Annotated in this window: 20 protein-coding genes and 1 pseudogene; 16 read left to right on the plus strand and 5 right to left on the minus strand. The window is 44.0% G+C overall.

What is annotated here, in order from left to right; genetic code table 11:
* Window positions 1–332: 332 nt before the first annotated feature.
* Both D7V92_RS08005 and D7V92_RS08010 read right to left on the minus strand, forming a co-directional pair.
* The gene (locus tag D7V92_RS08005; protein ID WP_121772643.1) at window positions 333–1,007 is read right to left on the minus strand and encodes a porin family protein; all 675 of its coding nucleotides are present in this window, start codon (window positions 1,005–1,007) and stop codon (window positions 333–335) included.
* 8 nt (window positions 1,008–1,015) lie between these two features.
* Complete coding sequence (locus tag D7V92_RS08010; protein WP_121772644.1) at window positions 1,016–2,824, minus strand: LysM peptidoglycan-binding domain-containing protein; 1,809 nt, start codon at window positions 2,822–2,824, stop codon at window positions 1,016–1,018.
* 104 nt (window positions 2,825–2,928) lie between these two features.
* Between D7V92_RS08010 and D7V92_RS08015 the strand changes: the two genes are divergently transcribed.
* Window positions 2,929–4,272 (plus strand): gliding motility-associated C-terminal domain-containing protein, encoded by a 1,344-nt coding sequence (locus tag D7V92_RS08015; protein WP_121772654.1) that lies wholly within the window; start codon window positions 2,929–2,931, stop codon window positions 4,270–4,272.
* Window positions 4,247–5,230, plus strand: a complete 984-nt coding sequence (locus D7V92_RS08020) for a lytic transglycosylase domain-containing protein (protein WP_121772645.1) — start codon at window positions 4,247–4,249, stop codon at window positions 5,228–5,230. The genes D7V92_RS08015 and D7V92_RS08020 overlap by 26 nt, the downstream gene beginning before the upstream one ends.
* Before the next feature lie 110 nt (window positions 5,231–5,340).
* Here the strand turns inward: D7V92_RS08020 and glsA are convergent, their stop codons facing one another.
* Window positions 5,341–6,306 (minus strand): glutaminase A, encoded by a 966-nt coding sequence (gene glsA, locus D7V92_RS08025; protein WP_005857387.1) that lies wholly within the window; start codon window positions 6,304–6,306, stop codon window positions 5,341–5,343.
* Window positions 6,307–6,381: 75 nt separating this feature from the next.
* Window positions 6,382–7,821, minus strand: a complete 1,440-nt coding sequence (locus D7V92_RS08030; RefSeq protein ID WP_005857385.1) for a glutamate decarboxylase — start codon at window positions 7,819–7,821, stop codon at window positions 6,382–6,384.
* Between the two features lie 222 nt (window positions 7,822–8,043).
* Between D7V92_RS08030 and D7V92_RS08035 the strand changes: the two genes are divergently transcribed.
* Genes D7V92_RS08035 through D7V92_RS22215 form a run of 3 tightly spaced genes read left to right on the plus strand, consistent with a single transcriptional unit; the run spans window position 8,044 to window position 10,403 of the window.
* The gene (locus tag D7V92_RS08035) at window positions 8,044–9,270 is read left to right on the plus strand and encodes an MFS transporter (RefSeq protein WP_121772646.1); all 1,227 of its coding nucleotides are present in this window, start codon (window positions 8,044–8,046) and stop codon (window positions 9,268–9,270) included.
* 32 nt (window positions 9,271–9,302) lie between these two features.
* Window positions 9,303–10,217 (plus strand): DMT family transporter, encoded by a 915-nt coding sequence (locus tag D7V92_RS08040; RefSeq protein WP_005857381.1) that lies wholly within the window; start codon window positions 9,303–9,305, stop codon window positions 10,215–10,217.
* Window positions 10,218–10,250: 33 nt separating this feature from the next.
* Window positions 10,251–10,403, plus strand: coding sequence for a hypothetical protein (locus D7V92_RS22215; RefSeq protein ID WP_005857379.1), 153 nt, complete (start codon window positions 10,251–10,253; stop codon window positions 10,401–10,403).
* Between the two features lie 51 nt (window positions 10,404–10,454).
* On the opposite strand, the gene D7V92_RS08045 is transcribed toward D7V92_RS22215, so the two are convergent.
* Window positions 10,455–10,961 (minus strand): GNAT family N-acetyltransferase, encoded by a 507-nt coding sequence (locus D7V92_RS08045; protein WP_008779776.1) that lies wholly within the window; start codon window positions 10,959–10,961, stop codon window positions 10,455–10,457.
* Window positions 10,962–11,157: 196 nt separating this feature from the next.
* Here D7V92_RS08045 and D7V92_RS08050 point away from each other — a divergent pair, with 196 nt between their 5' ends.
* The 11 genes and pseudogenes from D7V92_RS08050 to D7V92_RS08100 form a co-directional block, all read left to right on the plus strand.
* Window positions 11,158–11,748, plus strand: coding sequence for a hypothetical protein (locus tag D7V92_RS08050; protein ID WP_121772647.1), 591 nt, complete (start codon window positions 11,158–11,160; stop codon window positions 11,746–11,748).
* A 1-nt stretch (window position 11,749) separates the two neighbouring features.
* Entirely contained in the window at window positions 11,750–12,628 is an 879-nt protein-coding gene (locus D7V92_RS08055; protein ID WP_005862767.1) for a DUF2764 domain-containing protein, read from the plus strand.
* 3 nt (window positions 12,629–12,631) lie between these two features.
* Entirely contained in the window at window positions 12,632–14,389 is a 1,758-nt protein-coding gene (locus tag D7V92_RS08060; protein ID WP_008772320.1) for a V-type ATP synthase subunit A, read from the plus strand.
* A 7-nt stretch (window positions 14,390–14,396) separates the two neighbouring features.
* On the plus strand, window positions 14,397–15,713 hold the full coding sequence (locus D7V92_RS08065) for a V-type ATP synthase subunit B (RefSeq protein ID WP_005857368.1): 1,317 nt from the start codon (window positions 14,397–14,399) through the stop codon (window positions 15,711–15,713).
* Between the two features lie 11 nt (window positions 15,714–15,724).
* A complete protein-coding gene (locus D7V92_RS08070) occupies window positions 15,725–16,348 on the plus strand; it encodes a V-type ATP synthase subunit D (RefSeq protein WP_005857366.1) in 624 nt (207 codons plus the stop codon).
* Window positions 16,345–18,165, plus strand: a complete 1,821-nt coding sequence (locus tag D7V92_RS08075; RefSeq protein WP_022191955.1) for a V-type ATP synthase subunit I — start codon at window positions 16,345–16,347, stop codon at window positions 18,163–18,165. Before D7V92_RS08070 ends, D7V92_RS08075 begins: the two co-directional genes overlap by 4 nt.
* Before the next feature lie 54 nt (window positions 18,166–18,219).
* Window positions 18,220–18,675 carry a hypothetical protein gene (locus D7V92_RS08080; protein ID WP_005857362.1) on the plus strand — a complete coding sequence of 152 codons (456 nt, stop codon included), beginning with the start codon at window positions 18,220–18,222 and terminating at the stop codon, window positions 18,673–18,675.
* Window positions 18,676–18,835: 160 nt separating this feature from the next.
* The gene (locus D7V92_RS08085; RefSeq protein WP_008772319.1) at window positions 18,836–19,201 is read left to right on the plus strand and encodes a BlaI/MecI/CopY family transcriptional regulator; all 366 of its coding nucleotides are present in this window, start codon (window positions 18,836–18,838) and stop codon (window positions 19,199–19,201) included.
* Between the two features lie 8 nt (window positions 19,202–19,209).
* Window positions 19,210–20,679, plus strand: a complete 1,470-nt coding sequence (locus tag D7V92_RS08090; protein WP_121772648.1) for a M56 family metallopeptidase — start codon at window positions 19,210–19,212, stop codon at window positions 20,677–20,679.
* Between the two features lie 107 nt (window positions 20,680–20,786).
* Window positions 20,787–21,719 carry a site-specific integrase gene (locus tag D7V92_RS08095; RefSeq protein WP_121772649.1) on the plus strand — a complete coding sequence of 311 codons (933 nt, stop codon included), beginning with the start codon at window positions 20,787–20,789 and terminating at the stop codon, window positions 21,717–21,719.
* A gap of 520 nt (window positions 21,720–22,239) precedes the next feature.
* A pseudogene (locus D7V92_RS08100) lies at window positions 22,240–22,438 on the plus strand (transcriptional regulator); the annotation flags it as partial.

A 22,438-nucleotide genomic window follows, 5' to 3' on the forward strand; every position in this document is an offset into this window, starting at 1 on the left:
TCTTTTATAGTAGGTCACCTCAACAATAATGATAGTTAGATGCGTTCCCCATTGTATTCATGATTTATTACTGTAGAACCTTCCTGTTGGATAAAGGTATTATCGGAAGTAGCTTGTACGCCTGTATCCAAAGATCATTTCACGGATGTGAAATGATCTTTTCACAAGGGTGAAACGATCGTATCACGAGCGTGAAAAGATCTCTTCACATCCGTGAAAAGATCAGATCGTTCGGAGCTTGGCTATATTATCCACCGTTCTTATCCCGTGAGTGGGATTACTTGCGGCACAGATCTTCAATTGATTGTTACGATATCACGAGTCCATCCCCTTTATTTACTAAAGATGGGAATCAGATAGGTTAGTTTCGCGGATATTATTTGGCTGGAAGATTTAGAGAAAGTGTCTCCTTTACGGCTATTGAACATATCGCCCAGCGCATAGTAATAACGACCTTCCAACAGGAAAGAGCCTATTCCGGTGCGGAGCTCGATTCCCGGTCCGCCGCAAAGCCCCCAATCGAACTTCTTTTGGACTTCCAATGTATGTTGTTTGTCCGGGCGGTTCGCGTTCGGGTTCTCGCCATTAAGGTTCGACTCCGTGCTTTCGCTCAGCGCATAACCGATTTTAGGCCCTAGATTGACGAATACACGCACTCGCTTGCTTCCGAAATGGATGTGCGTCAAGAACGGAAGCTCCATATAGTTTACCGTACGGCTATATTTATATTGAGGTTTCTCCTCAAACTTCTCTTCCCATCCATGTTGGGTAAAGTTCAATTCCGCCTGTATGCCTAAATTGGGTTCCGTATTCCAACGTATCGTCGCTCCCCCGTTAAACCCAAGTTTCATCTTCGTAGGGACTTTTGGGGCAAAACTTACGCTAGAGAAATTTAATCCGAAGGACGCTCCAACCGCAAGCTCTTGCTTAAAAGTACTTTTCTGCGCATGGCAAATCGATAAGCTTGCCATGCACAGAAATATCGCTACAAATATCTTTTTCGTCATCATATCAATTATCTTACCTCACTGCGGGTTACCGTATAATCATTCTTGTAATGTACAATAAACAAGTTCGTATTGATAAAACCGCCCCAATTATTCACTCTATGGAAATCGAATCCGGTCTGGATGCTCTTATAATGGATCTTGTCTAAATTATTCTCGAAGTTCGAGCCATATTTATTGATGGCGCCTAGGAAATACATACCCGTGTCAAAGCCTAGGATTCCATATTTCGGGAATGTGTTGATTAAATTCTTGCTATACCAGTTTTTATAATCGGAATAAAAGCTATGGACTTCCGGAGATAAGTTGTCCGCATAGAAATTACTATAGATATAGGTGTTCAATGCGTAGAAGTCCTCCAGACACTCTCTTGTATAGGTCTGCCATTCCGGATAACCGAATAGGTTGACCATATAAGGCTCTTTCTCATCCTCTTTCAACTCGGAAAGCATACGGAGCGGTGCCTTGATCTTATTCACCGCATCTAAGGAGGCGGAGGTTGGCAATACCACATTCCGCTTGTCCCTTACCATGGCTGCCTCTATATCCGTGGCGAAAGTATCCCCTTTATAAGTTACTTCCTTGAACGGGATATCGCGTTGCTGCATCTCCGTCTTGAAGGCTTTGATAAATTCCGGCTTTTCTTCTTTATCCTTTATATTGACAAGTATGATATTGTAATCCGAGAATAAATCGCATCCGGCTTGTGCCGCCTTGGAGTATAAATAGGAATGAGGTGTGTTTACTTGATAAACATTCGCGTTTGACAAGACATCATCATTCTTGGAGGTGAAAGGGATCACGTATTTGATATTATGCTTTTGGGCAAAATCAGCGATCAATCCGATTTGGTCGTTCTGTACGGCGCCAATGATCAAATTAGCGTTTGATAACGCATCTTCTTTCAATATCTCCTTGACTTTCTTCGTACCGTTTCCAGTATCATATACCGATAGCTCGATAGAGGTTCCCATATTTCGTAAGCTGTCGACCGCCAATAGCAATCCCTCGTAATATTCCACGAAACGGGAGGTTGCGGATGATTGCGTTGTCTCGTTCGTCATGAACGGCAACAATAAGGCGACTTGGATACGGTTCACCTTCTTTATATCTTTAGGAGTAGAGAGGAGGGCGTTCACCTCACGCTCTTCCGGCTGTCTTATGTTTTGGGTGATCACTTCTTCACTGGCTACCGGTATCTTGATAACCATGCCCGCTTTTACTCCGTTTTTCAGCTCGGGGTTGAGTCTTAAAAGCTCCACGCTGGAAATATCGAACTTCCGGCAGATACGGTACATGGTCTCTTTTTTCTGTATGGTATATTCCATTTCCTTCTGTACGGTCTTTTTTTCCGTAGTAGGCAAGGTTTCCAGTCGTGTCGGCGGGATCCGGATATTCTTGCCAATCGTAAAGGTCGATGTGGAGAGACCCGGATTGGCGGCGATAATATCCGTGGCGGGCACTGAATATTTAATGGATAAAGAGTACAAGGTCTCTTTCGGCTGGATCGTATGGTATGTATAGTTATCTGCTTTGCCGGAAGGTGCGATAGCGGAGTCCTTCTGCGGGATTCTTAACGTAGAACCGGCCTTGATCCCTTCTTTACTTTCCGGATTCAACCGATAAATATCCTCTACGCTTACGCCATACATGGTCGCTATGGCGTATACGGTTTGTCCGCGTTCGATGGTATGATAAAATATATCGCTCCCTTGTTCGTTAGTAAAAATAACTTGCTTATTATTCTTTTGGGAATAAACGGTTACGCTCGATAAACTTAAAAAGAACGTCAATGCGTATATACTAATCTTGTTCATTTGCTGTTCGGAGTATTTTGTGACAAAGATAGTGAATTTTGCTTATCATGCTACGTATGTCCTTTTATTTCCCTAATTTTGGAACCGTAATTTTTAGACTATATATGCTAAAGAAGGAATTAAGAAAGATACTGTTATCGCTAAGTTTTGTGTTTGTAGTGGCTGTCTCGTATGCCCAATATGTGGTGACGGGAGGAAGTGGTAGCCCGATGAAAGCCACGCAGAGTTCCGGCGATTCCGCCGAGCGGCTTGAGGTCTACTTGGTGTATGGAATGGATAATGTGACGATTAGTTATACTTCATCCTCTTCTTCTTCGCATCAATGGTACCGTTATAAAACCAAACGATTGGAGGCAGAGAAAGTCGCTTCCACCCAAAATGGAACTACTTCCACCATTCGGAATGTAGAGGAGGGATATGGCTATTTTGTCGAGGAAGGAGCCGTATCTCGTTACATCTGGATCGTTGATTACAGCAAATACACCTTAAACATATCCAACCTGCATGTCTCTGATAATAGCGATCCATGTAGCGGATTGGTCTTGGCTGGGACAGGTACGATCCAACCTATTTATTATTATTGGCCGAATACGGGAACAAGACGTGAACTGTCTCGCCAATTTGATGTTATTTATAATACATTGGAATATAATTCGGATAAAAAAGAATATACCTCTAAACAAGAGACGGCGGTCATCGAGGGTAATTTGTTCGGTAAATCCATTCCCGCTCCTTGGTGTGATACGGAGATCTGTGTGAAAGGCGATTATTTCGCTCGTCATTTTGGAAAGGAGGTCACGCTTTGTATCGATGAATATCAGGCCGCTGCGGCAGATGCTCATATAGACACGTTGCTGATTGAGCAAGAGGCCCCGAATATGAATACGACGAAGAGCGGTTATTGCGCTCCCGCCACTGTTCAATTCTCGGCTATCGCGAATACGCCGACAGCCGCCCTGTTTAATTGGAAAATCTATCGGCAAGGGGAAGAAGATAATCCGGTCGTTCGTTTTACGGGTGAGGAAGTGGATTATACGTTCAACCAATCCGGGACTTTTATCATCAAGTTGGAAGTAAGCGACCAAAGCACTACTTGCAGCACGGAAGATGAGGTTCAGATTGATATCTCGGAGTCTTATCTGATGATACCGAACGCATTCTCCCCGGGTACCACGCCCGGAATTAATGATGAGTTCCGGGTTGCCTATAAGTCGTTGGTGAAATTTAAGGCATGGATATTTAATCGCTGGGGCCTACAGATGTATTACTGGACAGATCCGGCCCAAGGATGGGATGGTAAGAAAGGTGGTAAATACGTTCAGCCGGGTGTGTATTTTTATGTGATAGAAGCCGAAGGTTCCGATGGTATTAAGTACAAGGAAAAAGGCGATATAAACATTCTTAGACCTAAAACAATTCAAGATGAAAATGAGAATATCCAAGAATAATTTAGCTAGTTTTTTATGTGGAGGCGTCGTTTGCTTGACCGCATGTATCTCGATGGGTTCGAATGACGTGGAAAAAGTGATAGAGAGCCGTCCGGTTGTCTCATCCATGACCCTGTCGCCGGATGTTCCGTCCTCGGTTCCTTTTTGTGGGAAACTAATCGATATTACCCGCTATGATATGCGGGAAGCCTATGACCGTGAATTGAGTAGCTTTACTTATTTCCATTCTACGACGATGCTTCTGATCAAGCGGGCGAACCGTTATTTCCCGGTGATCGAGCCGATCTTGAAGGCGAACGGCATTCCCGATGATTTCAAATATCTAGCGGTGATAGAAAGCCATTTGGACCCCCGTGTATCCTCTCCGGCTCGTGCTGTCGGGATGTGGCAATTACTGGAGGGCACGGCAAGGGAGTATGGTTTGACAATCACCCCGACGGTCGACGAGCGTTGCCATGTGGAGAAAGCGACCGGGGCGGCTTGCCGCTATTTGAAGGCCGCCTATAAGAAATATGGAGATTGGGCGGCGGTAGCCGCTTCTTATAATGGCGGCATGGGACGTATATCCGGTGAGCTGGTCAAACAAGATGCGGATTCCTCCTTTGATCTCTGGCTGGTGGAGGAGACTACCCGTTATATTTATCGAATCATGGCGATCAAGCAAATTTTCGAGAATTCGTCGAAGTACGGTTTTGTGCTTCGTGCCCGTGACCTGTATAAGCCGATCCCTACCGTAGACGTGGCTGTAAGCCAAGATATACAGAATCTGTCGGCTTTCGCTAAAGAGCATGGGATCACTTATGCGGACTTGAAACGTTTTAATCCTTGGCTCCGTGATCGGAAGTTGGTGACAGGTGGGAAGACCTATAAATTAAGCATTCCTCAAGAAAAGGATATGTATTATAAGACCCCGAATACGGAAGTATACGATTCGGCTTGGGTCGTGTCGGAGAATTGATCCGATTTTTATTGATACAAAAAATAAAGTGTTTCATTTAGATGGTATAACTGCCCATCGTAATGAAACACTTTTTCTATACTATTTCTCGTTTAAACTGATTCAGTCTATTAGTCAACGATCGTCACACGGTGACCGTTGAACACGTTCAATCCGAGTTTATTCATTACATACTTAATAGCAAGCTGTGCCTTTACAGAGTTACCAGCTTGGTCAATAGGAGGAGCGAATGCGGAAATACCGAATTGTCCGGGAAGTACACCCATGACACCACCGCCTACGCCAGTTTTTGCGGGAATACCGGAAGTGTACAACCAATCACCGGTGTGTTCATAAAAACCTACGGTAGAGATCATGGAAGTGATCTTCGGAGATAATTCTGCATCGAATACTTGTTTCTTTGTCACAGGATTGAGACCTAAATTTGCGACCGTAGCGGCAGCGACAGATAGTTGCTTAGCCGTGATACCCAAAGAACATTGACGGGTATACAGATCCAAAGACATATCCGGATCGTCATAAATGCGATTGTAATTCTTTAGCAACCAAGCGATGGAGCGGTTATTGAAGTTTGTTGCGGACTCGGATTTATAGAGTTCGTCGATCAACTGCGGTGCGCTTCCGCACAAATCCGTGATATTGGCTACGATAGCATCCCACTTCTGTTTGGAATCACCGACAGGCTTCACCATACTACAAGCCGTGATAGCGCCGGCATTTACCAATGGGGTAGAAGGATGGTCGTTTTCCAATAAGATAGCGATGATGGAGTTAAATGGCAATCCGGTAGCGTCGGCACCAATCTTCTCCAATAATTCTTTCGCTCCGTATTGGCGCAGTACCAAGATAGCGGTGTGTACTTTCGATACGGATTCAATACCGAAACGATATTCGGAATCTCCCACCTCGATGGTTTGTCCGTTTAAAAGGCAAATACTGATTCCGAATAGATTTTTATTGATATTCGCCAGATAAGGAATGTAATCGGCATTCTTACCATCCGTATTTGTCTTGTAAAGATCGTAAGCCTGTTGAGCTACTTCCTTAATTTGGGCGATCGTTATTTTTTTGTCCATATATGAATTGGATTAAAGAAGGCGTGTATGAAAACACTGATAGCCCTTTCATGCACGCCTTGATGAATTTTGTTTTTATTTCTTAGCGTTGCTCATTGCGGTGTGAGTAAATACCTTACCCTTAACCGGAACGTTCTTGTCTTGAGCGATGCGAGTAGGAGTCGGATATTCAAGTTTCTCCAATGCCTCTACAGCGTTCTTGATATCACCTAATAACATATCGGCCATATCACGGCTGAAACCTTGACGAACTACGACACGCATAACCACGTAGTTATCCAGCTTCTTCGGTAGTGTATACGCTGGAACCATCCAACCGCTTTGTTGCAATTTATCTTGCAAATCGTAAAGTGTCCATTTGGCGTTCTTAGCGTAATCCGGTTTCATGTACCAAATAAACAATGGATTCACAACCTCGTTGCTGTAATTAACGAATGGGGCCATCTTACCGATTTCTTGGTGGATGTATTTCGTGATTTCCATACTGTTATATTGGATTTGTTTGTAGCCCTCGAATCCGAGACGAATAAACTGATAGTATTGTCCGAGGATTTGTGCGGCAGGACGAGAGAAGTTCAAACCAACCTGAGTGATATTCGCTCCAAGATAGTTTACGCTGAATGCCATTTCTTCCGGCAAATATTTCTTGTCTTTCCAAACAACCCAACCCAATCCCGGGTAAACCAATCCGAATTTATGTCCGGATGTGCTGATAGAAAGAACCCATTTCAAACGGAAGTCCCATTTTGTCTCCGGGCTTAAGAACGGAAGGATAAAACCACCGCTGGCGGCATCTACGTGGATAGGTATATCATAACCGGTCTTGGCATTGTATGCGTCGAGCGCTTTGTCCAAGGCTTCTACGTCATCGTTCAGTCCTGTCCATGTTACACCTTGGATAGGAACGATACAAATCGTGTTCTCGTCACACATCTTAAGCGCTTCTTCCGGATCAAGTGTCGTCTTGTCTAAAGTCAAGGGAACTTCACGCATTTCGATTTGCCATAGCTGGGCGAATTTCTCCCATACGACTTGGAAGCCAGTAGAGATCACGAAATTAGGCTTGTCAGTTGGTTTACCTTGTGCTTGTCTCTTTTTGCGCCAACGTAACCAAGCGGCTACACCACCTAGCATACAAGCCTCTGAAGAACCGATAGCCAAGGCTCCGGTTTTCCATTTTTCTTGCTCGGGAGAATTCCAAAGACTCGCCATGATATTAATACATTTGGCGTTCATAACAGCGATTCTCGGATACTCTGTTTCGTCAATATAGTTGATGTTGATAGCTTCGTTCATCAATTTTGTCGCGTACTCGTCCATATACGTAGTAACGAATGTAGCTAGGTTCAAGCGAGGCTGTGTTTGTGCGAAAGTCTCGTCTTTAACCATTTGATAAGCGATCTCCGGGGTTGTAGGGCCATCAGGAATCTTATCTACTGGAGAGGGTGTCAACATCACTTCTGAGCCAAAAATCGCTGTTTTGGCATCGCCATTTCTGAAATTTGAGTCTTTCATTTTTCTTTAGTTTTTTTGTTAATAAAATGATTTGAGTCAATGGAATACTGCTTCCACTGAGCGTTTATGCCAAAACAGATTATGGATTGGAATGTTTTTTGGATTTACATTATTTGGGGTTTATTAGCGATACAAGTCCAGTCCTCTTGGAAAGAGCGAAAATGATGAACTTTCACATAAAATGTTTGTTTTGATTAGATAAAAACGTAAAACTAAATCTTTATGAGAATACAGACAGGCCGGGGCACAATTCCCCTTATAACTCTGGTAGGGATATGGTCTATCTCCGCTTTAAATGCATTACCGGGTTTAGCGGTTTCTCCGATATTAGGGAAACTTTCCGTTATTTTTCCTCATTCTACGGAACTGGATATTCAGATGCTTTCCTCTTTGCCATCGTTATTGATAATTCCATTTATTATATTGTCGGGTAAATTAACGGAGAAAGTAAATGAGATACGTCTATTGCAATTAGGCTTGGTGATCTTTGCCCTAAGTGGTATTCTATACTTACTCTCTAATAAGATGTGGCAGTTGATAGCGGTGAGCGCCTTAATGGGAATCGGATCTGGCTTGATCGTACCCTTATCGACCGGTTTGATTTCTCGTTTCTTTATCGGGAAATACCGGACGAAGCAATTTGGTTTAAGTTCTGCTATTACAAATGTAACGTTGGTATTAGCCACGATCTTAACGGGATATCTGGCGGAGGTGAATTGGCATTTACCGTTTGCCGTTTATCTATTACCCTTGATTTCCATCGTACTTTCCGTATACTTGAAAAGGAGTATGGAGAATGAGCCGGCGATCGTATCGAAATCAGAAGTGAAAGCCCCTGTCGCAGCAGATCCCGTCACGGTTCGGGGTAAATATGGTGTGGATATAAAGCATCTGGTACAAATCATGTGTTTTTATGGATTGGCTACGTATTTAGTGATTATTGTCAGCTTTAACTTACCGTTTTTAATGAAGGAATATAAGTTTACAAGCGGTAATTCCGGATTAATGATATCATTGTTTTTCTTGGCTATTATGGCTCCCGGTTTTATCTTGAATCAGATCGTTGATTTATTTAAGCAAAAGACAAAATTTGTCAGTCTATTGGCGATCGCTTTAGGGATGGCTTTGATTTTGATATCTCGTACGGAATGGCTAATTGGATTGGGATGTATTTTTATCGGTTTCGGATATGGTGTTATCCAGCCAATCGCTTATGATAAAACGACTCGTACGGCCATTCCTGAGAAAGTTACATTGGCATTAGCTTTCGTGATGGCGATGAATTATTTGGCGATATTACTTTGTCCGTTTATTATCGATTTCTTCCAGTCTATGTTCCATGTCAAAAGCCAGCAATTCGCGTTTATTTTTAATCTCTGTATTGCGCTGGTCGCTACGATCTGGGCTTATGTAAAACGAGACTCGTTCCTTTTCAACGATAAAATATGATTTACGAATATAAAACTAAAAAACGATAGACAGTGAAAAATAAGAAAACAGAAGCTAATATTAGCATGGTGGTCTCAAAAACTTTCAGTGGATTGAATATGAACGCCTTGAAATACTTGCTTCCCTTATGGATGAGCCCGTTGACGGGCGCTTCTTTCCGATGCGTGTTTGCGGCCGTGGCGTTTTGGGTGATCGGCTGGTTTATGAAACCGGAGGTTTCTACGACGAAAGATAAGGTGTGGCTATTCTTACTAGGCGCTATCGGTATCTATGGTTTTATGTTTCTTTATTTAGTGGGGCTTAGTAAGACAACGCCGGTCTCGAGTTCTATTTTCACGAGCTTGCAACCGATCTGGGTATTTTTGATTATGGTATTCTTTTATAAGGAAAAGGCTACTTGGATGAAAATACTCGGTATCTTGATTGGTTTATCCGGGGCCTTGGTTTGCATCTTGACCCAGCAAAGCGACGATTTAGCGGCGGACGCTTTTAATGGAAATATGCTATGTCTGGCTAGCTCCGTGTTTTATGCCGTGTATCTGGTATTAAGCCAGCGGATCTTACAAAAAGTAGGGACGATGACGATGCTTCGATATACATTCACGGGCGCCGCTTTTTCCAGTCTATTGATTTTGCCGATAGAGGGCTTTCATGCTCCTTTATTCTCGGAGCCATTTCATTGGTGGCCTTTTGCCGTATTGATGTTTGTGCTTATTTTCCCTACGGTAATTAGTTATCTGTTGATTCCTATCGGATTGAAGTATTTGAAAACTACGTTGGTGGCTATTTATGGCTATCTGATCTTGATCGTGGCAACGATTACATCCCTATTGATCGGGCAAGACCGTTTCAGTTGGACACAGACGTTCGCCATTATCTGTATTTGCGCCGGGGTTTATCTGGTTGAGATAGCGGAAGGAAAAGAGAAAAAGACAGTCAAGGTTTGACTTATTAAATATGAACTATTAAATTGTAGCGTTATGGATAAAAAACAAGAAAAGAAAATCTGGAACTCTCAACTTGCGATTGAGAATCCGAAGAATGATAGGATCGCTGTTATTTACTCTGTAAAAGTTAGTAGTGTACGAATCCTAGAGAAACCTCGTAATCCGAAAAGAGGGAAGACCCGTTGACAATCATCATCCCCTATTCTATATATAAATATATGAATAGGGGATGACTGTCTATTTATTCTCCACTTCCATGCCCATGATATAATCGTTCATGAAATAGCCGTTTCCTATATGATGGTCCCGTGTGCCTATTTCCCGTAATCCCATATGTTTGTAGAAGCCTATGGCGGGATTGTAACGGTTTACGTATAATTCTATAGTGAAAGGCCCGGTATGTACCTCCTTCAAATAGTTAATACCTTGCTCGATGATAAAACGCCCGATTCCCGTGCCATGCATTTCCGGTAGGGAATAGATCTTTTGAAAATTGTACGTGTTTTCACCTGTTTTCTCTATGGATAAATAGCCTGCCGGCATATCGTCCGCCAATATAATAAAATATTGATGATGTAACTCTTCCATTTGTTTAAGAATGTTATCCGGAGCATACATCATATCGAACATATAATCCAATTGCTCTTTAGAAAGTATCTTTCCATACGTGTTCTCCCAAATGCGTGAGGCAAGGTCATGAATAAGAGAACGATCATCAATAGTCGCTTTTCTAATCGTAAACATGTTAATTTTGTATTTTGACTCACAAAGATACAAATAGACGAACAAAAATACAATATAGACGAATGTAAATAGAATTTTACTTGACTAGTGTTATTTTTTAGCTTGATTTCACACTTATTTTGATGTTAATCCGCGAAAAATAATAACTTTGTGGGCGTTTACTATTGAAAAATACAATTCAAATACATAATAGGAAATGGATACAAAGATTCAGGAACTAACAGACAAGATCTACAAGGAAGGTGTAGAGAAGGGGAACGAAGAAGCGGGGCGTATAATCGCCGAGGCCAATGCTCAAAAGGATACGATTCTTAAAGATGCGGAAGCGGAAGCGAAACGTATCGTAGCGGCTGCCGAGAAACAAGCTGCCGAGTTGAAGAAGAATACGGAAGCCGAATTGAAATTGTTCGCCACCCAGTCTGTCGAGGCATTAAAGAGCGAGGTGACAAACCTTATCACTGGTGATATCGCTAGTTCGAATGTGAAAGCGGCGTTGATGGATCCCGCCTATATGCAGAAAGTGATCCTTGAGCTTGTGAAAAGCTGGCCCGCTAATGAGTTCTTGACTATCCAAGCTTCTGATTCCGATGGCTTGAAGGCGTATTTTGAGGCCAATGCCAAAGGCTTGCTAGAGAAAAGGTATAAGATCGAGAAGGTAAGCGGAAAGAAAGCGTCTTTCTCTATTATCCCGGCGGGTGGGTCTTATAAAGTGACGTTTGGCGAAGACGAGTTCATCGAGTTCTTTAAAGAGTTCTTGCGTCCGCAATTAGTAGAAATGCTGTTCTGATATGAGTAAGTATTACTACTTAATCTCCGGACTTCCTAACATAGCGTTGGATGATAGTAAACTAGCCTATTCGGTCTGTGAGTTCCGGACGGAAATAGAGGATATGCTATCTTCTAAGGATAAAAAGCTGATTGATTTATTTTATTTGAAATATGATAATATAAATCTGCTGGCTCACGCTAAAAGACCGGACTCCGATCCGGATCAAAGAGGAAGAATAACGTATGATGAGTTCAATACTTTATATAAAGCGTTGAAGGATGAGGAAAAAATTCCCAAAAATGATAATCTCCCGCCTTATTTCGTGGACTTTTTTAAACTGTATCTAGCCGAAGAGGCTAAGGACACCAAAAGTGAGAAAGAATATATATCATGGGAAGACCGCTTGGCTGCGTTATATTATGAATATGCCATGAAATGTGGGAATAAGTTCGTGGCCGATTGGTTCGAGCTTAACTTGAATATCAACAATGTTCTTACTGCGATCACTTGCCGTAAATATGGATTTGATAAGGCCAATTATATCGTGGGGCATAATGAGATAGCGGAAAATATCCGTACGTCGAACGCCCGTGATTTCGGCTTGGGCGATTCCGTGGAATATTTGCCCGAGTTACAACGCATCGCCGAAGAGACCGATCTGATCGTTCGTGAGAAGAAAATCGATCTTTTGAAATGGAAATGGCTGGACGATAATACCTTCTTCAAGACGTTCGACATAGAGAGTGTATTCGCTTATTTATTGAAATTGGAGATGATAGAGCGCTGGGTAACCTTGGATAAGGCGAGAGGCGAGAAGACTTTCCGTGAATTGGTAGGCGCCATGAAGATGGGTAGTGAGAATGCGTTGGAAGAATTTAAAAGAAACAATATAAAATAAATTATGGCTACGAAAGGAATTGTAAAAGGAATCGTATCCAACCTAGTAACCGTAGAGGTGGATGGTCCGGTTTCTCAGAATGAGATCTGTTACATTTCTGTCGGAGGCGTGAAGCTGATGTCGGAAGTAATCAAGGTGATAGGTAAGAATGCCTTTGTACAAGTATTTGAGAGCACACGTGGTATGCGTGTCGGTGACGAGGCTGAATTCCAAGGGCATATGTTGGAAGTTACGCTGGGTCCGGGTATGTTGTCCCGCAACTATGACGGTTTGCAGAATGACTTGGACAAGATGGAAGGTGTATTCTTGAAACGTGGCGATTATACGTTTGCGTTGGACAATGATAAGAAGTGGGATTTCAAGCCTCTGGCTAAAGCGGGCGATACCGTGAGCGCCGGTGATTGGCTGGGAGAGGTGGACGAGAATTTCCAACCTCATAAGATTATGGTCCCCTTTAAGTTCGAGGGATCTTATACTGTGAAATCGGTGGTTCCAGCCGGACAATATACCATCAATGATACGATGGCTGTCCTTACGGACGAAAATGGCACGGACGTAAACGTGACGATGATCCAGAAATGGCCGGTAAAGAAAGCCATCACTTGTTATAAGGAAAAGCCCCGTCCATTCAAATTGCTGGAGACGGGCGTTCGTACGATCGATACCGTGAACCCGATCGTTGAGGGTGGTACCGGATTTATCCCCGGTCCGTTCGGTACGGGCAAGACGGTGCTTCAGCACGCTATCTCTAAACAAGCGGAAGCGGATATCGTGATTATCGCCGCCTGCGGTGAGCGTGCGAATGAAGTAGTGGAGGTCTTTACGGAGTTTCCGGAATTGGTAGACCCGCATACGGGACGTAAATTGATGGAACGTACGATCATTATCGCCAATACATCCAACATGCCGGTAGCCGCTCGTGAGGCATCCGTATATACGGCGATGACCATCGCCGAGTATTATCGCAGCATGGGCTTGAAGGTTCTGTTGATGGCCGACTCTACTTCCCGCTGGGCACAGGCTTTGCGTGAGATGTCCAACCGTTTGGAGGAGTTGCCCGGACCGGATGCCTTCCCGATGGACTTGTCCGCTATCGTGGCGAACTTCTACGCTCGTGCGGGATTCGTCCATTTGAAAAACAACGCTACAGGTTCCGTCACTTTCATCGGTACGGTATCGCCGGCCGGTGGTAACTTGAAGGAGCCGGTGACCGAGAATACGAAGAAGGTGGCCCGTTGTTTCTATGCCTTGGAGCAGGAGCGTGCCGACCGTAAACGTTATCCGGCCGTAAACCCGATCGAGAGTTATTCCAAGTATATCGAGTATCCGGAGTTTCAGGAATACATCGCTAAACATATCTCCCCGGAATGGATCGAGAAAGTAAACGAGATCAAGACCCGTATGTTGCGTGGTAAGGAGATCTCCGAGCAAATCAATATCTTGGGTGATGATGGTGTGCCTGTCGAGTATCACGTTACATTCTGGAAGTCCGAGTTGATCGACTTCGTGATCTTGCAACAGGATGCTTTCGATGCCATCGATGCGGTTACTCCGTTGCAACGTCAGGAATTCATGCTGGATAGAGTCGTAAATGTTTGCCGTTCAGAGTTTAAGTTTGATAACTTCCTTGAGGTTATGGACTACTTCAAGAAGATGATCAACATCTTTAAGCAGATGAACTATTCGGAATATGAGAGTGACCAATTCAAGAAGTTTAATACGGAACTGGATGAACTTTTGAAGGAGAGAATCGAAAATTAAAAGAGTTATGGCAACAAAAGCATTTCAAAAAATATATACGAAGATTACCCAGATCACAAAAGCTACCTGTTCGCTGAAAGCAACGGGAGTTGGGTATGATGAGTTGGCCTCTGTAGACGGAAAGCTGGCTCAGGTGGTAAAGATTATCGGCGACGAGGTGACGTTGCAGGTATTCTCCGGAACGGAAGGTATCCGTACGAATGCCGAGGTGGTATTCATGGGGAAGGCCCCTTCCTTGAAAGTAGGTGACCAGTTAGCCGGACGTTTCTTCAACGCTTATGGCGAGCCTATCGATGGCGGTCCGATCCCCGAGGGACGTGAGGTCGAGATCGGTGGTCCGTCCGTGAACCCGGTACGTCGTAAACAACCCTCTGAATTAATCGCTACGGGTATCGCCGGTATCGACTTGAATAATACCTTGGTAACCGGTCAGAAGATCCCGTTCTTCGCCGACCCCGACCAGCCTTTCAACCAAGTTATGGCGATGGTAGCCTTGCGTGCGAAGTCCGATAAGATTATCTTGGGAGGTATGGGTATGACGAACGACGACTACCTGTTCTTTAAGAATACATTTAGTAACGCCGGTGCCCTAGACCGTATCGTTAGTTTTATCAACACGACCGAGGACCCGTCCGTAGAGCGTATCTTGATCCCGGATATGGCGTTGAGCGCCGCTGAGTATTTCGCCGTGGAGAAGAACGAGAAGGTCTTGGTATTGCTTACCGATATGACCAACTACGCCGATGCCTTGGCGATCGTATCAAACCGTATGGACCAGATCCCGTCTAAGGACTCTATGCCGGGTTCCTTGTATTCGGATTTGGCGAAGATTTACGAGAAAGCCGTTCAATTCCCGGCGGGAGGTTCCATCACGATTATCGCCGTAACGACCTTATCCGGTGGTGATATCACGCATGCCGTACCTGATAATACGGGTTATATCACGGAAGGTCAGTTGTATTTGCGTCGTGATAGCGATGTGGGTAAGGTCATCGTCGATCCGTTCCGAAGCTTGTCTCGTTTGAAACAGCTGGTAACCGGAAAGAAGACCCGTGAGGATCATCCACAGGTAATGAACGCCGCCGTACGTTTGTATGCCGATGCCGCCAACGCTAAGACCAAGCTGGAGAATGGTTTCGACTTGACCGACTACGACAACCGTACCTTGTCTTTCGCCAAGGATTATTCTTCTAAGCTGTTGGCTATCGACGTAAACTTGGATACGACGGAGATGCTGGACGTAGCTTGGGGATTGTTCGCTAGATATTTCAGCCCGGAGGAGGTAAATATCAAACAAGGATTGGTTGATAAGTACTGGAAGTAAATTAAATAAACATGGCAATAAAGTTTCAATATAATAAAACCTCTCTTCAGCAATTGGAAAAGCAACTGAAGATGCGTGAACGCTCCCTGCCTACGATCAAGAGCAAGGAGAGCGCCCTGCGTATCGAGGTGAAGCGGACCAAGGACGAAGTGAATAAATTGGAACTTCAGCTAGAACGAGAGATTCAGAGTTACGAGAATATGGTGGCTTTGTGGAACGAGTTCAATCCGGAGCTGATCTCCGTGAAGGACGTTACGCTCTCCACGAAGAAGATCGCCGGCGTGATCGTCCCGTTATTGGACGAGATCAAGTTCGAGATCGGACACTATAGTCTCTTTAATGCCCCCGCATGGTATACGGATGGTATCGAGTTGCTGAAAAAGCTGGCTCGTACCGGTATCGAGGCGGAGTTCTCGGGCATGAAGCTGGAGTTGTTGGAGCATGCTAGGAAAAAGACCACTCAGAAGGTGAACCTGTTTGAGAAGGTACAGATTCCGGGTTATAAGGATGCGATCCGTAAGGTGAAACGGTTTATGGAAGACGAGGAGAGTCTTTCTAAGTCCTCACAGAAGATCATGAGAGCCAATCAGGAGAAACGTAAGGCAAAAGAAGAAAAAGAGGAGGCCGAGGTATGATAGTAAAGATGAGTAAATATGCCTTTATGGTGTACCATAAGGAGTATGATACGTTCCTTTCTACGCTTCGTGACTTAGGTGTCGTCCATATCAAGGAGACAAACTCCGTGATGGATAACGAGAGGTTGCAAGAGCTTCTGGCTGAGCGTAAACAGATCAATACGCTGATGCGTTACTTTAAGAACCTCCATGCGGCGGAGAAAGACGTTAAGTTTGCCCCGGCCCGTGAGTTGACGAAAGAGGAAGGCTTGAAGTTGGTGCGTAAGATAGAGGAATTGCAAGATAAGAAAGCGCAATTGATCGCTTCCAAGCAATCGATCGAGAAGGATCTGGCTTATATGGAAATATGGGGTGAGTTCAGTTATCAGAATATCAACCGTCTGAAAAGAGCGGGATACGATGTTACGTTCTTTACCTGTCCTACTGCTAAGTACGAGCCGGAATGGGGCGTGCTGTATAACGCCATTCTGATCAATAACTTCCAATCGGTAACGTATTTTATCACGATTACCAAGGAAGGTACCTTGATCGATATAGACGCTGAACGTCCGAAGATGCCGGTTCAAGGATTGGCGAAGTTGCGTGCCCGTCTGGATCAACGTACCAAGGATATCCAGAATGTGGAGGATGAGCTGAAACATCGTGCCGTGGGGGATTATAAAACGTTGGAGGAATTCGATAAGAACCTGCAGGACGAGTTTAATCTTTCTAATGCGTTAGTGCAGACAGATCGGCAAGCGGGTGATAAGCTCATGTTGTTGGAAGGTTGGGTGCCGACGGAAAACGCTCCGGCCTTGGAGCACGAGCTGGATAAGCAAGGTTATTTCTTCCAGCAATTAGAGATCGAGGATGGGGATAAGGTGCCTATCAAGCTACGGAATAATAAATTCAGTAAGCTGTACGAGCCTATCACGAAGATGTTCTCCTTGCCTAATTACGGTGAACTTGATCCGACCCCGTTGTTCGCCCCGTTCTTTATGCTGTTCTTCGGACTTTGTTTCGGCGATGGCGGATATGGTTTGCTGGTCATGATCGCTTGTACGATCTTGAAGAAGAAGGTGAACCCGGATTTCAAGCCTTATTTGACCTTGTTCCAGTATTTAGGCTTTGCCGCCTTATTGGTGGGTACTTGTACGGGATCTTTCTTCGGAGTGGCCTTGGCGGATATCCCGGCTTTGTCAAAGATCAAGAACTACTTTGTGAATAGCGACAACTTGATGACATTCTCTATTGTCATCGGTTTGGTACAGATCATATTCGGTAAATGTGTCGCTGCTTACAAGATCAAGATACAGAAAGGAACGAAACACAGTATCGCTCCGTTCGCTTGGGTGTTCGTGATCATATCCTTGGCATTGGCGTTCGGACTTCCGATGTTGAACGTTCACTTGCCGAACGCTGTCGTTATGGTATGTTACGGAATCGCCATCTTGGGTCTGGTTGTCGCTTATTTGTACAATACACCGGGCAAGAACGTATTCTTGAACTTTGGTACCGGACTTTGGAACACGTACAATATGGCCTCCGGATTGCTGGGGGATACGTTATCATACATTCGTTTGTTCGCTATCGGTCTGACCGGTTCCATCTTGGGTGGCGTATTTAATACGTTGGCGGTTACGATGACAGACGGTATGAATATCATGGCACGTGCGATCTGTATGTTATTGATCTTGTTAGTGGGTCACTCCATCAATATCGCTCTTTGTACGATCAGCTCCTTGGTACACCCGCTTCGTTTGATCTTCGTGGAATATTACAAGAACGCGGAGTTCGAAGGTGGAGGTAAGGCCTATGAGCCATTCAGAAAAGCATAACAATTAAACGAGAAAATAAAACAATAAAAGAATAATTTAAAAACACATTTTATTATGGAACCAATTTTATTAGCTTATGTAGGTATTGCGTTGATGACAGGTTTAACTTTTATCGGCAGTAGTTATGGTGTTACGATCGCAGGTAATGCGGTGGTAGGTGCGATGAAGAAAAATCCGGATGCTCTGGGTACGTACATCGCTTTAAGTGCGTTGCCTTCTTCACAGGGTTTGTATGGATTCGTGGGCTACTTTATGATGCAGAAGTTCTTGGTCGCTGATATTTCCATGTTGGCCGCTACGGCTGTTTTCGGCGCTGGTTTAGTGTTAGGTTTCGCTGGTTTTTACTCTTCAATCCGCCAAGCTCAAGTTTGCGCGAATGGTATCGCTGGTGTTGGTGCCGGACACAACGTATTCGGTGCTACGATGGTAATGGCCGTATTCCCAGAGTTGTACGCTATCTTGGCCTTATTGGTTGTGATCTTGATTGGCGGAACGATTCCTGTCGCCTAATCATTCAAACATCTGGATATAATAGAGGCCGTCCCGGACATTCCCGGGGCGGTTTTTTTGATTGGATCAATGAATAAACTATCTCTTTTAGTTTATTAACTATACAAATTAGTTTGGTAACTAAAAGTTTTAGTTACTTTGTCGCAAACAAGATAAGGTTATGAAACGACTTACGGTGAAAGAAGAAGAAATCATGGGCTGGTTCTGGCAGAAAGGCCCATTGTTCGTGAAGGAGCTACTTGAATATTACGAGGAGCCTAAACCTCATTTCAATACCCTTTCTACGATTGTCCGAGGCTTGGAGGAGAAAGGTTTCCTCGCCCATAAGAATTTCGGGAATAGCTATCAATATTATGCGGTCTTAACAGAAAAGGAGTATAGCAACGGTACGTTGAAAAATGTGATCGCTAAGTATTTCAATAATTCTTATCTGGGGGTTGTCTCTACGCTGATCAAGGAAGAGGATATCTCTGTGGATGATCTACGAAAACTAATAGATGATGTAGAACAAGGGAATCGTAAATAAGAACGAATATGGGAATCTTCTTTGTATATATCCTTAAATCATCCGTGTGCTTGACGATATTTTATCTGTTTTATAAGCTATTGTTGAGCCGTGATACCTTCCATCGTTTCAACCGGATCGCTTTATTAAGCTTGATCATGCTTTCGGTTATCATCCCATTTTGTGAGATTACTTTGGAGGAAGCGACGGCCATTCAGCGTCCGGTCATGGATTTGGAGAATTTGCTAGCGGCGGTTTCCATGAGAACGTCGGCAGAATCCGCTAGCCAACCTGTATGGTTACGAGTTATGGTGATAGCCTATATAATCGGAGGGATATTAACGCTTTGTCAATTCGCATATTCATTTTATGCCTTGTTTCGGTTGATGAGACAAGGTACACCGAAGCTGGTGGACGGAATCCATCTGATTCTTACGGACCAACCAGTCGTCCCGTTCAGTTGGATGCGAACGATCGTAATAAGCCGGAAGGATTTTGAGGAAAGTGGGATAGAGATCATGACGCATGAGATGGCGCATATAAAAGCCCGTCATTCCATTGATCTGCTGATCTCCGAGATTTGTATCCTGTTCCATTGGTTCAACCCATCTGTCTGGTTGTTGAGGCAGGAATTACAAAATATCCATGAATACGAGGCCGACGAGAGCGTATTAAATCAAGGCGTCGACGCAAAAAGATATCAATTATTATTAATCAAAAAAGCTGTTGGTGCACAGCGCTTCACTTCTATGGCCAACAGCTTTAATCACAGTTCACTTAAAAAGCGAATAGCTATGATGTTAAAACAAAAATCAAGTCCATGGGCACGGTTGAAGTATCTGTATGTACTCCCGTTGGCAGCCTTAACGGTGGTAGCCTTTGCCCGTCCGGAAATCTCTCACGAATTGGAGAAGATTTCGAGTGTCAAAATTAGCGAAATTATTCCGGTTCAGGAAAAAAAAGAGCCTAAAAGAAATGTAGAGGTTGAGACCCTCGCTAGGGATTCGGTCGTTTTTGAAAAAGATATGCAAGCGATACAGGAAAAGGTCTCGGCCGTGATGGAGAAATACCAGCCGGAGATTGACAAGGCGGTCGAAGAGGCTGTGAAAGCGGCGAATATCGACGAGATCGTTTCTGCGGAAATGGCGAAACACCAAGCTGAGATCGATAAGGCTGTGCAAGCGGCGATAGAGGCAGCCAAGATAAATGAGACTATTGCCGCCGAGATGGAGAAGATCCAACCGGAGATCAACCGAACCATAGAGGAGGCCATGAAAGCCATAGACATCAATGAGAAGGTTGCTAAGGAGGCATCAAAGGTAAAATCCTCTTTCTCCGGTATTGTTTATATCGATGGAGTGGAATCATCTAAAGAGAGGATGGACAATTTGAATCCCGATCATATTGCGTCTATGAATGTGTACAAAGGAAACGAGGCGATCGCTAAATTCGGAGAGAAAGGTCGTAATGGTGTTATCGAGATAAAATTGAAGAAATAACTTTAGTCTTCCCCCTTTACTATTCTCATTCGTGAGATAGGGTAAAGGGGATCTCTTTTTAAATACATTTGTTCATTCATTTACAAAACAGTATTTAAAATAGGGATATGGATGAGAAAGGATTTGTAGAAGGTATGAGGGAGTATATAGCCCAGTTGAATCGAGAAAAGCGATATTCCTCGGCTAAGAGTTATCAAGACGCATTAAACTCCTTTATAAGGTATAGCGGAACCGACTGTATAGCTTACTCGGCTATTAATAAGGATAATCTTCGCCGGTACGAGGCTTATTTATTGGAGAACGGCTGTATGCGCAATACGATTTCCACTTATATGCGGCGTTTGCGTTGTATCTATAACAAAGCGGTGGAGAACGGTAAGGCGGAATTTATTCCCACTTTATTCAAGGGGATTTTTACGGGTGTGGAAAGTAAGCGTAAGAAGTCCTTGCCTATCGAGGATTTACACCGTCTGATGACAGTCCCGGTGGAGGATGGGAAGCAGAGAAAGACACAGTTGGCGCTTTGCTTGATGTTTCTGTTTGGGGGTATGTCTTTCGTTGACTTTGCCCACTTGAAGACCGGTAATATCAAAAACGGTATATTAGATTACAACCGTCAGAAGACCGGGACACCGATGAGACTGGAGATCTTGGAGACAGCCGAGACAATGTATAAGGAATTGTCAGGAGAGAAAGTGCAAGATTCCGGATATTTATTTCCCTTTCTGAGTGGCACCAGAGAGGGGCGTGAGGAATACCTCGAATACAATGCGGCACTATTTCGATTTAACCGGAATTTAAAAGCGTTGAAAGAATTTGCGGGAATTACCTCGGATGTCACCTCTTATACGATTCGCCATTCTTTCGCCACGACATTAAAAGAACAAAATGTCCCGATTGAAATGATCAGCGAACTATTGGGGCATAAATCTATCAAGACAACACAAATTTATTTAAGGAGTTTCTCTTTAGGGAAAATGACGGAGGTTAATAGCGCCTGCTTTGGCGGTGTCTATAATTATGAATCTCAAGCGGGGTGAGGCTACTTGGAGAGTAGCGTATTCTTTCACGGCGCAAATGTAATAAAAAATAGCTAAAAACAAGCGAATAGATCCGCTTGTTTGTTCATTATTGGTGTTTGACCCTCTCTATTCTTTGATTTTTCCATTTTTTCCTAGACGTATAGACACGGTGATGCGGGCGAAACGACTCCTTGTTTTCGGTATCATTCCGCCATGTCTCATAATCTGTGTGTATCCCTGTAGAGATGGGGCGTGCCCCGTCTCATCCCTTCAAAATGGTATTTAAAATTACTCCCAGACGGTGGGAGACGGAGCACGCTCCGTCTCTACAACCGGGTAATAACCATTCTCCTACCTTTTTACGCTACTCTCCAAGTAGCCTAAGATTTCGAGAGATGGTAATTTTCAGTAATGCCATATTTGAAAATATAAAACGCTGTTTATCAAGATGATATAAATGATTCTTGGTAGGGCTCTGAATTGCCATGGGGTCTGTTTTCGGGCCATGGGATAACCACTAGAAAAGATAATCATAGAGATGGATATATTGACAAGCAAGTGCTCGGATAGGTTCATGACGCATGTTCGTAAGCGACGTGATCAAGAGGCTGTCCGCTGGTACGTGCTCACGCTTCCTACCGCCGGTGGCGGGCGTGACAAGATCAGCCCCTCGAAGGGACTGGACGTTGAGCTTTCCCGCCGCGAGCGTCGTGGGGAGGCCTTGTTCGAGTATTTCT

This window comes from Parabacteroides sp. CH2-D42-20 (assembly GCF_003670185.1).
GTDB lineage: Bacteria > Bacteroidota > Bacteroidia > Bacteroidales > Tannerellaceae > Parabacteroides > Parabacteroides distasonis.